This window comes from Clostridium neonatale (genome assembly GCF_900465025.1).
Taxonomy (GTDB): domain Bacteria; phylum Bacillota; class Clostridia; order Clostridiales; family Clostridiaceae; genus Clostridium; species Clostridium neonatale.
This window is the reverse complement of sequence record NZ_UICR01000002.1, coordinates 513,625-527,246: the sequence shown is the minus strand read 5'-3', so window position 1 is coordinate 527,246 and position 13,622 is coordinate 513,625. Positions and strand designations below refer to the sequence as shown.

The following is a 13,622-nucleotide window of genomic DNA, read 5'->3' as shown; positions in this document are numbered from 1 at the left end:
ATATGGTATAATTAACCCAATATAATCAGTAATTTATATAAGTATTGGAGAAATAAATATGGAGAATTATATAGATTTTATTGCTAAAGCATGGAGAAATTTTATTTTAACTAAAAAAGTAAGTCCTAAAGTTAGAAATGAGATTGGTGATTCATGGATAAGGTGCATTAACCATGGTGTTGATCCTTATAACGGGAAAGGAAATGTAAAACATTCTAATATAAATGAATTAATTAATAGAAATAGTGAACTTATTTCAGTAGCAAGGCCTATTATGGAAAGTATTTATAGTATGGTTAGAGGGTCAGGCTTTGCTTTATTTTTAACAGATAAAGATGGGTATATATTAGATGTAATAGGTGACGAAGATATAATGGAAAGGGCAACAGAATTGAATTTTTTACAAGGTGAGCTATGGGCAGAAAATATAGTTGGAACAAATGCTATAGGAACATCTTTATATCTCAATAAGCCAATTCAAACCATAGGGGCAGAACATTATGGAATAAATCAACATTCATGGACTTGTTCTGCAGCACCAATACATGATGAAGATGACAATTTAATTGGATGTATAAATATGTCTGGAAAGTATTGCGATGCTAATTCGCATACATTAGGAATAGTTACTGCAGCAGCTCAATCAATACAAAAACAGATGGAATTAGCTATTTCATATAAATTACTTAATGTAACATTTGATTCAATATCAGAAGGCATGATAGTTACTGATGAATATATGAAAGTAAAGCGTATAAATGGCAGAGCACTAAAAATTCTAAACATATCATTAGAAGAAGCAATGAATATGAATATTGGTGAAGTTTTAAATGGTGTTGATTTTGAAAAAATACTTAAAGAAAAAAGTGAATATTTAAATAATCTAGAATGTGATTTTTCCATAAATAATGAAATAATAAAATGTGTTATAGATGTATTTCCATTGAATGTAAAGGGCAATAATAATGGTATGGTAATTACTTTTACAGAAGTTAAAATGATACATAAATTAGTAAATAAATTTGCAGGATATAAAGCTAAATATCAATTTAAAGACATTATTACAAATAATGAAGAAATGAAGAAAATGATAACTATTGCTAAAAAAGCTGCTAAAAGTGATTGTAATATATTGATTCAAGGAGAAAGTGGCACTGGTAAAGAATTAATATCACAATCAATACATAACTATAGTGAGCGTTCAAAAGGACCTTTTGTTGCTGTGAATTGTGCATCAATTCCGAGTGAATTGGTTGAGAGTGAACTATTTGGATATGAAAAAGGGGCGTTTACAGGAGCATCTAAAGAAGGACATCCAGGAAAATTTGAATTAGCAGATGGAGGAACAATTTTTCTTGATGAAATTGGTGAATTACCATTAGATATTCAAAGTAAGCTTCTTAGAGTTTTAGATAATGAGAAGATTACAAGAGTCGGTGGAACACATGAGAAACAATTAGATGTGAGAGTGATTGGTGCAACTAACAGAATGCTGAAAAAAGAAATAAGTAAGAAAAATTTTAGAGAAGATCTATATTATAGATTAAGCGTAATAGAGATAAAAACTATTCCTTTAAGACAGAGAAAAGATGATATAGATTTACTTGTAAATGAGTTTATTCAAAACTTAAATACTAAAAATATTGGTAAAGCTATAAAAGTTAGTCAGACATACATGAATGAATTAAAAAAATGTGATTGGCAGGGAAATATAAGAGAACTTAAGAATGTTGTTGAAAGAGATTATTATCTAAGTGAAGATGAATTTATGAACATAAACACTTTGAATTATAATCATATAGATGAAACTATTAATGAGGAAAAAGTCATAGATGAAGAAATAAAAATAGTTCCACTTGAGGAAGTAGAAAAAAGTGCTATAAAATATGCAGTAGAAAAATGCAATGGTAATCTTCAATTGGCTGCAAAATTATTGAAGATAGGAAGAGCCACATTGTATAGAAAGATAAAAAAATATGAAATATATGTATCAAAATGATAAAAATAATAATAGTGTATCAAAATGATAATTTAAAATGTATCGTTTTGATACATTTTTCTTTACAGAAAGAATATAAAGTTATAATATTTTATTTTTAAAATAAAGGTAAGACCAATTATATTGAGAATCTAGCGTAAAGAAATTTTAATTTATAATATTTTTGGTATGGATTTTGCTAATAATATATGTGAATTAATTAACAAATTATTTTTTAGGAGGAGTTTTTATATGAAAGCAGCTTTATGGTATGCAAAGAAAGATGTTAGAGTGGAAGAAATCGAAGAACCTAAGGTTACAAGTGATGGTGTGAAAATTAAAGTAAAATGGTGTGGAATATGTGGATCAGACTTACATGAATATTTAGGAGGACCAATATTTATACCAGTGGGACAACCACATCCGTTAAGTGGAACAACAGCTCCAGTAGTTTTAGGACATGAATTTTCAGGAGATGTTGTAGAAGTTGGTGAGAATGTAACTAATTTTAAAGCTGGAGATAGAGTAATAGTTGAGCCAATTGTTGCGTGTGGTAAGTGTCCAGCATGTTTAGAAGGAAAATATAATTTATGTTCCTCTTTAGGATTCCATGGTCTTTGTGGAAGTGGCGGAGGATTTGCTGAATATACAGTTTTTCCAGAAAAATTCATACACAAAATACCAGATGAAATGTCTTATGAACAAGCTGCTTTAGTTGAACCAATGACAGTAGCACTACATTCAGTTAGAGTAGGAAACTTTAAAACTGGAGATACTGCATTAGTTTTAGGTTCTGGTCCAATAGGACTTGCAACTATAGAATGCTTAAAAGCAGCTGGTGCAAAATTAATAATAGTATTACAAAGAAAATCCATAAGACAAGAATATGCTAAAAGAGCCGGTGCAGATGTAGTATTAGATCCAAATGAAGTAAATATAGTAGAAGAAGTTAAGAAACTTACAAATGGAGTAGGGGTTGATGTTGCATTTGAAACTACAGGAGCTCAAATAGGTATTGATACAGGTATTGATAGTATAAAATTTGAGGGAACTTTAGTTATAACAAGTATATGGGAAAGTGATGCTAAATTAGATCCTAATAAGCTAGTATTTAGTGAAAAGAAAATTATTGGAACATTAGCATATAGACATGAATTCCCAGCAATTATTGCTCAAATGAGCGATGGTAGAATAAAAGCAGAAGGATATGTAACTAAAAAAGTATATTTAGATGATATAGTTGAAGAAGGTTTTGGTGCATTAACAGGCCCAGAAAAGAAAAAACATGTTAAGATATTAGTAACTCCAGAAAAAGAGCTTTTATAAAATTAGGAGGAACATAAATGTATAAAATAGTTAGTAAAAGAGAGCTTACAAATAATATATTTTTAATGGATATAGAAGCGCCAAGAGTAGCAAAGTCTGCTAAACCGGGGCAATTTATTATTATAAAAAATGATGAAAAAGGTGAAAGAATTCCTTTAACAATAGCAGATTATAATAAAGAAAAAGGAACTGTTACAATAGTCTTTCAAACAGTAGGTAGTGGAACTAAAGAATTAGCTACATATGAAGTCGGACAAGATGTTTGTGATTTTGTAGGACCTCTTGGTCAACCTAGTGAATTTATTAAGGAAGATATAGAAGAACTAAAGAAAAAGAAGATTATTTTTATAGCAGGTGGAGTTGGCGCTGCACCAGTATATCCACAAGTGAAATGGATGCATGAGAATGGAATAGAGGTTGATGTAATACTTGGAAGCAGAAATAAAGACTTATTAATATATGAAGAAGAATTAAAGAAGGTTTCAGGAAATCTATATGTAACAACTGATGATGGATCATATGGATTTAAAGGAACAGGATCAGATATGCTTAAAGAATTAGTTAATAATCAAGGAAAAAAATATGATCATGCAGTAATAATTGGACCTATGATAATGATGAAATTTACATCTATTCTTACTAAAGAATTAGGAATACCAACTACAGTAAGTTTAAATCCAATAATGGTAGATGGTACAGGCATGTGCGGAGCTTGTAGAGTTACTGTTGGCGGAAAGGTTAAATTTGCTTGCGTTGATGGACCTGAATTTGATGGACATTTAGTAGACTATGATGAATCAATGAGAAGACAAGCAATGTATAAGACAGAAGAAGGTAAGGCTCAATTAAAGAAAGAAGAAGGAAACACTCATAGCCATGGTGGTTGCGGATGCGGAGGTGATAAGTAATGGAGATGAAGGAAAGAATGATAAGAGTACCTGTAAGGGAACAAGATCCTAAGCTTAGAGCTACTAACTTTGAAGAAGTGTGTCTTGGATATAATGAAGAAGAAGCAGTAAAAGAAGCAGAAAGATGTTTAAATTGTAAAAATCCTAAGTGTAGACAGGGATGTCCAGTATCTATAGATATTCCAGCATTTATAGCAAAGGTTAAAGATGAAGATTTTGAAGGTGCTGCAAAAGAAATTGCACAATATAGTTCACTTCCAGCAGTTTGCGGTAGAGTATGTCCTCAAGAAAAACAATGCGAAGGAAAATGTGTCTTAGGAATTAAAGGAGATCCAGTATCAATTGGTAAGCTTGAAAGATTTACAGCAGACTGGGCTACAGAATATAATGTAGATTTAAGTGAAACATCACCTAAAAATGGAATGAAGGTTGCAGTTATAGGTTCAGGTCCATCAGGATTAACTTGCGCTGGAGACTTAGCTAAAATGGGATATGATGTTACTATATTTGAAGCGCTTCATAAAGCAGGAGGAGTTTTAGAATATGGTATCCCAGAATTCAGACTCCCAAAGGAAAAGGTTGTTGCAAAGCAAGTTGAAAACATTAAAAAAATGGGTGTTAAGATAGAAACTAATGTAATAGTAGGTAGAACTATTACTATAGATGAACTATTTGATAATGAAGGATTTAAAGCAGTATTTATAGGTTCTGGTGCAGGTCTTCCAAGATTTATGGGAATTCCAGGAGAAAATGCAAATGGAGTTCTTTCAGCAAATGAATTCTTAACAAGAGTTAATTTAATGAAGGCTGCCGAAGAGGGGTATTCAACTCCAGTTAGGGCAGGTAGAAAAGTTGCAGTAGTTGGTGGCGGAAACGTTGCTATGGATGCTGTAAGAACTGCAGTGAGACTTGGATCAGAAGGACATATAGTTTATAGAAGAGGTGAATCAGAACTTCCAGCAAGAGCAGAAGAAGTACATCATGCTAAAGAAGAAGGCGTAATTTTTGATACATTAACTAATCCAACAGAAATTTTAGTTGATGAAAAGGGATGGGTTAAAGGTATGAAATGCGTTAAAATGGAACTTGGTGAACCAGATGCTTCTGGAAGAAGAAGTCCAATTGAAATCGAAGGGGCAGAATTTACTATGGATGTAGATACTGTAATAATGTCACTTGGTACATCACCAAATCCATTAATATCTTCTACAACAGAAGGTCTTGAAATAAATAAGAGAAGATGTATAATAGCTGAAGAAGAAACTGGACTTACAAGTAAAGAAGGTGTATATGCAGGTGGAGATGCTGTAACAGGTGCAGCTACAGTTATACTTGCAATGGGTGCTGGTAAGAAAGCTGCTACAGCTATTGATGAATACTTACAAGGAAAATAAGTAATATTATTAAATATATCTTTGATAATATTAACATAAAATTTAATTATAAAGTTAAAGGATATAATATATGATTTACTTATGAATAAGTAGATCATATATAGTAGATCTTATAAAAAATTTAAATTACCCATAATCTCAATAATATTAAGATATGGCCTCTATAATTTATGAAAGTAAGTTGTAGAGGCCTTATTATATGTAAATTTAAAATTTTAAAAACAAAATATAGGTCTTAAAATATAAATAATTTAAATATAAATAAAAAAATACTTACACAAACAAAAAATAATATGTATAATAGGGTTTGTCTCGAGATAAATTATTTATTTATAAAGGAGAATTTTAATGCCGCAAAATAAAAGAGAAAGTTTAATTTATACAGTAATGATGTGTTTTTTTATGGTACTTTGGATGAGTATATATAATATTAGCTTACATATGGGAGAAATCTCAGTTGATGTGATAAAGGCTGCGTGGATGGGAATGCCCATTGCTTATGTTTTTGCAATGTTTTGTGATTGGTTTATTGTTTCAGGAGTAGCTAAAATGGTTGCATTTAAATATTTATTAAAGCCTGATAGTTCAACTTTAAGAAAAATTATTACAGTTTCTTCATGCATGGTGATACCTATGGTAATAATTATGTCTATGTATGGAGCTTTAGAAGTAACAATACAATCAGGCGACTGGAGTAATCTATTTATTACTTGGTTAAAGAATATTCCAATAAATTTCATAATGGCATTACCAGTGCAACTTATTGTTGCAGGACCAGTTGTTAGATTTATATTTAGAAAAGTATTTCCAGAAGGAAAAGTTTTAGCATAAAATATTGATATTATAAATAGTGTATATAAATTAGTTAATAAATTTCTGATTTATATACACTATTTTAATTTGCTAGAACTTATAATTTAGGTTGAAAATTATATATATTTGTAGTTCATTAGATATGATGCCTGTTATACTTATATTTATAGCAAAAATTTTTATTTATAATCATGAATAAAGAGGTGTTAAAAGTAGTGAGAGTAGAATATATAAAAGATGATAGAAAAAGATTTTTAGATTTGTTATTGTTAGCAGATGAACAGGAAGATATGATTGATAAATATTTAAATAGAGGAGATATGTTTGCTTTATACGATGATGATTTAAAAGGTATATGTGTAGTAACAAAGGAAGAGGATAGAATATATGAATTAAAAAATATTGCAACATATGAAAAATATCATGGAAAAGGATATGGGAAAAAAATAATTCAATATATATTTGAATACTATAAGGAAAAATGTGATGTTATGTATGTTGGAACAGGAGATAGTCCTCTTACATTACCATTTTATAAAAAATGTGGATTTATTGAATCACATAGAGTTAAGAAGTTTTTCATTGATAATTATGACCATCCAATATTTGAAGGTGGGAAGCAATTGGTTGATATGATATATCTAAAAAAGGAATTATAATTTACTTTTATGTGTAATAGTTTTATATACTATACAAAACTATTATTAATAGATAAAATATATGTGGAATTATTACACAAGATATAATAAGGAGTTTTATAATTATGAAATATTATTTTGCACCACTTGAAGGGGTTACTGGATACATATATAGAAATGCATATCATAATTTATTTGGACAGATTGATAAATACTTTACTCCATTTATTTCACCAACTAGTAATGAAGGATTTACGACAAGGGAATTAAATGATATATTACCAGCACATAATGAAGGACTGCCTATAGTACCTCAAATACTTACCAATAATGCTGAGTATTTTATTCGCATAGTAAATGCCTTAAAGGATTTTGGATATGATGAAATCAATTTAAATTTGGGATGTCCATCAGGTACAGTTGTTGCTAAGCATAAAGGATCAGGATTTCTTTCTGAAAGAGAAGATCTGGATAGATTTTTAGACGAAATATTTTCAAAGTCAGATGCAAAGATATCAATAAAAACAAGAATAGGTAAAGATGATCCAAATGAATTCTATGAATTAATAAAAATATTTAATAAGTATCCCTTAGAAGAGCTTATAGTTCATCCAAGAATACAAAAGGATTTTTATAAGAATAAACCTAATAGGGAAATATTTAAAGCTGCATTATCTTCAAGTGAAAATCCAGTTTGTTATAATGGTGATATTTTTAATTTTAGCCAATATAAAGAATTGATAAGAGAATGTCCAAATTTAGAATGTATTATGCTTGGAAGAGGAATTATTGCAAATCCAGGATTAATAGGAGAAATTAAAAATAATAAAGTGGCTGATAAAGCGACCTTAAAAGCATTTCATGATGCAGTTTATACTGGGTATAAAGGAATTCTTTCAGGAGATAAAAATGTACTATTTAAGATGAAGGAATTTTGGTTCTATATGATACATATGTTTGCAGAAAGTGATAAATATGCAAAGAAGATAAGAAAAGTAAATAGGGCAAATGAATATGAAGCTATTGTATCCATGATGTTTAATGATTTAAATATAGAAGAAAATAATTTAAGAGGATTTAAATAATAAACATTGATTAATATTATAAATGTGAAATATTTTAAATAGATTATATAATTTTAACAGGGATTATATATTAAAAGGCGGGAATGAGTTAATCTGCTTTTTGTTCTTTAGGGAATTATATTATCTTGTATCTGTGGACGGGGTGCCCCCTGATGGTATAAGTTATTTTTGATAATTATTGTAATGAATTAATGTAAGGTTCCTAAAGAACAAAAAAATTATATGCGCCTGGCCTTTTCTTCGGCAAGCTCAGAAAATCCAGAATGCGCTAAAAAAATCGACGGCTCATAAGACTTTTAATTAAAGTTATTGACTGTTAATGTATTTATTTTTTGAGAGGAAAAGGTTACACAGTCGCCTTGGCGATTTTTTTGTAAGGAAAATTATAAATTTATGTTTTTTATATAAATGCACATTCTATATGTAGCTGTGTAAGATGATTTGACAATATCACTAATTAGTGATATATTAAGCTCATGAAAGATATAAAAAAGTTAATTAAAGAAAATGAACTAGATTTATCTACTTTGGTTGTTTTTACAAGAGCAGAACATAAAATTCATAAAAAAGAATACCAGACAATCAAAGAAAGCGGACTTACTCCGGCTCAATTTGGAGTATTAGAAGCTTTATATAATAAAGGTGACTTAAAGATATATGAGTTAATAGAAAAGATATTAACCACATCTGGGAATATAACAGTAGTAATAAAAAATTTAGAAAAGGATGGATTAATTAAAAAAAATGCAGATCCGGAAGATAAGAGATCATGCATAATATCATTGACTCAAAAGGGTAAAGATTTTATAGAGGAAATTTTACCTAAACATATTAAGAATATTAGCAATATTTTTCAAATTTTAAATGACGAAGAGAAAGTTATGCTAAAAAGCATACTTAAAAAATTTAAAAACATATAATTATTTAAGAATAAAAGTAAAAACAAATTTTTAGAATTTTATCACTAATTAGTGATAAATAGAAAAGAGAGTATTATGGAAGATTTAAGAACTATAGAAAAGATATTTAGAGGACCAGAATTTCATATGGTTGGAGATGGATTTAGGGTATCACAATACTTACCAGTAGGAATAAATGACATGAAGCGTTTATCCCCAATGATATTATTAGATTATCATGCACCACATTATTATGAACCATCATCTAATATTCGTGGTGTTGGGGCTCATCCTCATCGTGGCTTTGAGACTGTGACTATTGCTTATGAGGGAAAGGTTGAACATCACGATAATAAAGGAAATCATGGGATTATAGGGCCAGGAGATGTTCAGTGGATGACTGCTGCATCAGGAATTTTGCACAAGGAATATCATGAAAAAGAATTCAATAATAAAGGTGGAACTTTGCATATGATTCAACTTTGGGTTAATTTGCCTAAAGACAAAAAGATGACAGAGCCTAAATATCAAACTTTATTAAAAGAAAATATGGGCATATTAAAGCTTGATAATAATCAAGGAGAAATTAGCATTATATCTGGAGAAGTTAATGGAGTAAAAGGGCCAGCTAGTACATTTACTAAAATAAATCTTTATAATGTAAATTTAAAAAATCATGGAAAGACTATTTTAAGTGAACCAAGCAATTTTAACACAGGAATACTTGTATTAAAAGGTGAAGTTAAAATAAATAATGATACAGAAGCTAAAGAGAAAGATTTTATTTTGTTTGATAATGTACAAGGTAATATTGTAGTTGAGTCAGTAACAGAGGAAAGTCTCTTCATTGTATTAAGTGGAGAACCAATAGATGAACCTATTGCTTCACATGGTCCATTTGTTATGAATACTACAGAAGAAATATATCAAGCTTATGAAGATTTTAGAAATGGTAAGTTTGGAATAGAAGAATTTTAATAATAATATTTATAGATTATATAAAGTTAACAGGAGGAAGAAAAATGAGTAAAGTACTATATATTAAAGCAGACATAAAAAATGAAGGTGAATCAAGAACTTTTAAGGTATCTGATAAATTTGTAGAAGAATATAAAAAGAATAATCCAAAAGATGAAGTAATAGTTTTAGATTTATATGAAGAAGGTATAGACTTCTTAAGACCAGATGATTTAGGAAAATTATTTGCACTTAAAGATGAAGAAAGTAAGAATAACCCAATATTAAAATATGCATATCAATTTGCAGAGGCAGATAAGTATATAATTGCGGCGCCAATGTGGAATTTAAGCATTCCAGCAATATTGAAAGACTATATTGATTATATAAGTGTTACAGGAATAGCATTTAAATACACTGCAGAAGGCCCAGTTGGACTTTTAAAAGATAAAAAGGCAGTATATGTAGTAGCTAGAGGTGGAGATTATACAAACTCACCATATGAAATGGGAGAAAGATATTTAAGAACTATATTAGGATTCTTTGGAATTACAGATATAGAGACTATTTCACTAGAAAATATGGATGTTATTGGTGCTGATGTTCAGGGTAAAATTAATGAGGCAATAAAAAGAGCAAGTTTGATTGCAGAAAATTTTTAATCAGATAATTATAATAAAATAATTAAAATGTTTTCAATCCAAAATATTCATATTGAATAAAGAGAAAAAAGTGATATAATAAAGATACAGTAACCTGAGATGTACGAATAGCTTATTATATTCAACCTACATAATATATTCGGGATTTACAATATACTTATGGATATAGGGCTTCAGTAATTTGTAATTAAGGATTGTCCATAATTGCAGCAGAAGATTATAAGAGGTAAGTTGAGTTTAACCCACCTGCAGGGAGCAGGTATTGAATATGTAAGCAACGGCATGTTGGGTATTGCTTTGAATTTTAACTTTGCTATATAAGTTTATATATTTTTAAAATGTAGGTAAAGTAGAGAAAGAAGCTCAATGAATATAGATGCTTCTTTCTTTATTTTTACTTAAACATAAAAAGCAGTTTTAATTGTATAAAACTATTTACAATTAAAATTAAAAGGAATATAATGCAAATATAAAGTTAAGTGCACATAACTTTAAAGTTAAATATAAAATAAGCAATGAAAGGGAAAAGTATTATAGAGTACAATTTTTAGAGAGAAAATGCCACCGGCTGAGAGCATTTTTAAATATGACTATAAGAAAAACTACCCTGGAGCTATGACTGATTAGCTGAGTATTTAGTGAAATTTTATTACATACAAGAATTTATATAATTTATGCAATAAGAAGTTTCTCTAAATTTGGCGAAATGTCATCGGTTAGTAGAACCGTTAAGAAACAGTTAAGATGAATTGAATTTTTTAATTCAATTTGGGTGGAACCATGGATGTTTAGCATTCGTCCCAAGATTTTTGGGACGAATGCTTTTTTGTTATATTAAAATTAAAAAAATATTATGATTACTAATAATTTTATTAATTATATTTTGAAGTAATGAAAAAAATTGATAATAAATTATTAGAAGGGAGATAGAAAAATGAGTATAAAAGTAAAATTAAATGATGGATCATTAAGAGAAGTTGAAGAAAATTCAAGTGTTTTAGATCTTGCAAATTTAATAAGCAGGAATTTAGGTAAAAATGCAATAGTAGGAGAAGTAAACAATACCCTAGTTGATTTAAGCCATAAGTTAAAAGATAATGATGAGGTAAATATCTTAACAACAGATAATGAAAAAGCTGTTGAAGTGCTTAGACATTCTATCTCTCATATTATGGCTCAAGCTGTAAAGAGACTTTATAAAGATGCAAAACTTGCTATAGGTCCCTCAATAGAAAATGGATTTTATTATGATTTTGATATAGAAAAACCATTAACTACTGAAGATTTAGAAAAAATAGAACAAGAAATGAATAATATCATTAACGAGAACTTAAAGTTTGAAAGAATGGATGTTTTAAGAGAAGAAGCGTTGAATTTAATGGAAGAAAAGAATGAACCATATAAGGTAGAGCTTATTAATGATCTTCCAGAAGGAGAAAAGATATCATTATATAAGCAAGGTGATTATGTTGACCTTTGTAGAGGACCACATATTCCATCAACAAAGTATGTAAAAGCATTTAAGCTTACAAGCGTAGCTGGGGCTTATTGGAGAGGTAATGAAAAGAATAAGATGCTTCAAAGAGTATATGGTGTAGCATTTAAAGATAAAACAAGTCTTGAAACTTATCTTCATAACTTAGAAGAAGCTAAGAAGAGAGATCATAGAAAACTTGGTAAGGAATTAAAGCTATTTACATTTGCAGAAGAAGGACCTGGATTCCCATTCTTCTTACCTAAAGGAGTAATTCTTAAAAATACATTAATTGATTTCTGGAGAAAACTTCATTATGAAGCAGGTTATGTTGAAGTTGAAACACCAATTATGCTTAATAAGAAATTATGGGAAACTTCTGGTCACTGGTATCATTATAAAGAAAACATGTATACTTCAATGATTGATGGAGAAGAATTTGCACTTAAGCCAATGAACTGTCCAGGTGGAATGCTTGTATATAAATCAGAAGCGCATTCATATAGAGATTTTCCAATGAGAGTTGGAGAGCTTGGAAGAGTGCACAGACATGAACTTTCAGGAGCACTTCATGGACTTATGAGAGTAAGAGCATTTACACAAGATGATGCCCACATATTCATGCTTCCAGATCAAATAAAATCAGAAATAAAAGGTGTTGTAGAACTTATTGATAAAGTGTATTCAAAATTTGGATTCAAGTATCATGTGGAATTATCTACAAGGCCAGAAGATTCTATGGGGAGTGATGAAGAATGGAATTTAGCAGAAGATTCTTTAAAAGGTGCTTTAGAAGAATTAAATTTAGATTTTATAGTTAATGAAGGCGATGGAGCTTTTTATGGTCCTAAAATAGATTTTCATCTTGAAGACAGCATAGGCAGAACATGGCAATGTGGAACAATTCAGCTTGACTTCCAGCTTCCTCAAAGATTTGAGTTAGAGTATGTTGGAAGCGATGGGGAAAAGCATAGACCAATAGTTATCCATAGAGTAATTTTCGGAAGTATAGAAAGATTTATAGGAATATTAATAGAACACTTTGCAGGAAAATTCCCAACATGGCTTGCACCAGTTCAAGTAAAAGTATTACCTATATCAGATAAATTCAATGATTATTCAGAACAGATTAAAAATAAATTAGAGAAAAATGGAATAAGAGTTGAAATGGATTATAGAAATGAAAAAATAGGTTATAAAATAAGAGAAGCTAGAAATGAAAGAGTTCCTTATATTATTGTTATTGGTGAAAAGGAAGAAAATGAAAAGAAGATTTCATTACGTAGCAGAAAAAATGGTGATGAAGGAAGCTTAGAGTTAAAAGAATTAATTGATAGAATCAATGATGAAGTTATAAGTAAATCATTATAATATTGTCCAAGATAAATAAATTGTGTAGAATCAGAATTTAGTGTATAATAACCGAAATCCAATATATGATATGCTCGATTGTAGGGAAATTTTAGCTAAAAATTCTAATGACAGAGG

Annotated in this window: 11 protein-coding genes and 1 other annotated feature; all 11 genes read left to right on the top strand. The window is 29.3% G+C overall.

The window, feature by feature from the left end; genetic code table 11:
- Nucleotides 1-58 precede the first annotated feature (58 nt).
- The 11 genes from CNEONATNEC86_RS14040 (at nt 59) to thrS (ending at nt 13,505) form a co-directional block, all read left to right on the top strand.
- Nucleotides 59-1,999, top strand: a complete 1,941-nt coding sequence (locus CNEONATNEC86_RS14040; RefSeq protein ID WP_125148662.1) for a sigma-54-dependent Fis family transcriptional regulator — start codon at nt 59-61, stop codon at nt 1,997-1,999.
- A 231-nt stretch (nt 2,000-2,230) separates the two neighbouring features.
- The gene (locus CNEONATNEC86_RS14035) at nt 2,231-3,304 is read left to right on the top strand and encodes a 2,3-butanediol dehydrogenase (protein ID WP_058295821.1); all 1,074 of its coding nucleotides are present in this window, start codon (nt 2,231-2,233) and stop codon (nt 3,302-3,304) included.
- Nucleotides 3,305-3,321: 17 nt separating this feature from the next.
- Nucleotides 3,322-4,212: a sulfide/dihydroorotate dehydrogenase-like FAD/NAD-binding protein gene (locus tag CNEONATNEC86_RS14030; RefSeq protein WP_159136256.1), complete on the top strand. Its 891-nt coding sequence runs from the start codon at nt 3,322-3,324 to the stop codon at nt 4,210-4,212.
- Complete coding sequence (gene gltA, locus CNEONATNEC86_RS14025) at nt 4,212-5,606, top strand: NADPH-dependent glutamate synthase (RefSeq protein WP_159116536.1); 1,395 nt, start codon at nt 4,212-4,214, stop codon at nt 5,604-5,606. Before CNEONATNEC86_RS14030 ends, gltA begins: the two co-directional genes overlap by 1 nt.
- Before the next feature lie 348 nt (nt 5,607-5,954).
- Nucleotides 5,955-6,437: a DUF2798 domain-containing protein gene (locus CNEONATNEC86_RS14020; RefSeq protein ID WP_058295818.1), complete on the top strand. Its 483-nt coding sequence runs from the start codon at nt 5,955-5,957 to the stop codon at nt 6,435-6,437.
- Between the two features lie 173 nt (nt 6,438-6,610).
- Nucleotides 6,611-7,078: a GNAT family N-acetyltransferase gene (locus CNEONATNEC86_RS14015; protein WP_394372073.1), complete on the top strand. Its 468-nt coding sequence runs from the start codon at nt 6,611-6,613 to the stop codon at nt 7,076-7,078.
- Nucleotides 7,079-7,182: 104 nt separating this feature from the next.
- Nucleotides 7,183-8,142 carry a tRNA dihydrouridine synthase gene (locus CNEONATNEC86_RS14010; protein WP_125148658.1) on the top strand — a complete coding sequence of 320 codons (960 nt, stop codon included), beginning with the start codon at nt 7,183-7,185 and terminating at the stop codon, nt 8,140-8,142.
- Between the two features lie 476 nt (nt 8,143-8,618).
- On the top strand, nt 8,619-9,062 hold the full coding sequence (locus tag CNEONATNEC86_RS14005; protein WP_058295815.1) for a MarR family winged helix-turn-helix transcriptional regulator: 444 nt from the start codon (nt 8,619-8,621) through the stop codon (nt 9,060-9,062).
- A 75-nt stretch (nt 9,063-9,137) separates the two neighbouring features.
- Entirely contained in the window at nt 9,138-10,019 is an 882-nt protein-coding gene (locus CNEONATNEC86_RS14000; protein WP_159136255.1) for a pirin family protein, read from the top strand.
- A 44-nt stretch (nt 10,020-10,063) separates the two neighbouring features.
- On the top strand, nt 10,064-10,660 hold the full coding sequence (locus tag CNEONATNEC86_RS13995) for an FMN-dependent NADH-azoreductase (RefSeq protein WP_159136254.1): 597 nt from the start codon (nt 10,064-10,066) through the stop codon (nt 10,658-10,660).
- Nucleotides 10,661-11,166: 506 nt separating this feature from the next.
- Nucleotides 11,167-11,466 (top strand) — a binding site (T-box leader).
- Between the two features lie 128 nt (nt 11,467-11,594).
- Nucleotides 11,595-13,505 carry a threonine--tRNA ligase gene (gene thrS, locus CNEONATNEC86_RS13990; RefSeq protein ID WP_159136253.1) on the top strand — a complete coding sequence of 637 codons (1,911 nt, stop codon included), beginning with the start codon at nt 11,595-11,597 and terminating at the stop codon, nt 13,503-13,505.
- Nucleotides 13,506-13,622 lie beyond the last annotated feature (117 nt).

Excerpts from the sequence above, each read along its gene's own strand:
- CNEONATNEC86_RS14040 (WP_125148662.1), top strand. The coding sequence starts at position 59 with ATGGAGAATTATATAGATTTTATTGCTAAAGCATGGAGAAATTTTATT.
- CNEONATNEC86_RS14035 (WP_058295821.1), top strand. The coding sequence starts at position 2,231 with ATGAAAGCAGCTTTATGGTATGCAAAGAAAGATGTTAGAGTGGAAGAA.
- CNEONATNEC86_RS14030 (WP_159136256.1), top strand. The coding sequence starts at position 3,322 with ATGTATAAAATAGTTAGTAAAAGAGAGCTTACAAATAATATATTTTTA.
- gltA (WP_159116536.1), top strand. The coding sequence starts at position 4,212 with ATGGAGATGAAGGAAAGAATGATAAGAGTACCTGTAAGGGAACAAGAT.
- CNEONATNEC86_RS14020 (WP_058295818.1), top strand. The coding sequence starts at position 5,955 with ATGCCGCAAAATAAAAGAGAAAGTTTAATTTATACAGTAATGATGTGT.
- CNEONATNEC86_RS14015 (WP_394372073.1), top strand. The coding sequence starts at position 6,611 with ATGAATAAAGAGGTGTTAAAAGTAGTGAGAGTAGAATATATAAAAGAT.
- CNEONATNEC86_RS14010 (WP_125148658.1), top strand. The coding sequence starts at position 7,183 with ATGAAATATTATTTTGCACCACTTGAAGGGGTTACTGGATACATATAT.
- CNEONATNEC86_RS14005 (WP_058295815.1), top strand. The coding sequence starts at position 8,619 with ATGAAAGATATAAAAAAGTTAATTAAAGAAAATGAACTAGATTTATCT.
- CNEONATNEC86_RS14000 (WP_159136255.1), top strand. The coding sequence starts at position 9,138 with ATGGAAGATTTAAGAACTATAGAAAAGATATTTAGAGGACCAGAATTT.
- CNEONATNEC86_RS13995 (WP_159136254.1), top strand. The coding sequence starts at position 10,064 with ATGAGTAAAGTACTATATATTAAAGCAGACATAAAAAATGAAGGTGAA.
- thrS (WP_159136253.1), top strand. The coding sequence starts at position 11,595 with ATGAGTATAAAAGTAAAATTAAATGATGGATCATTAAGAGAAGTTGAA.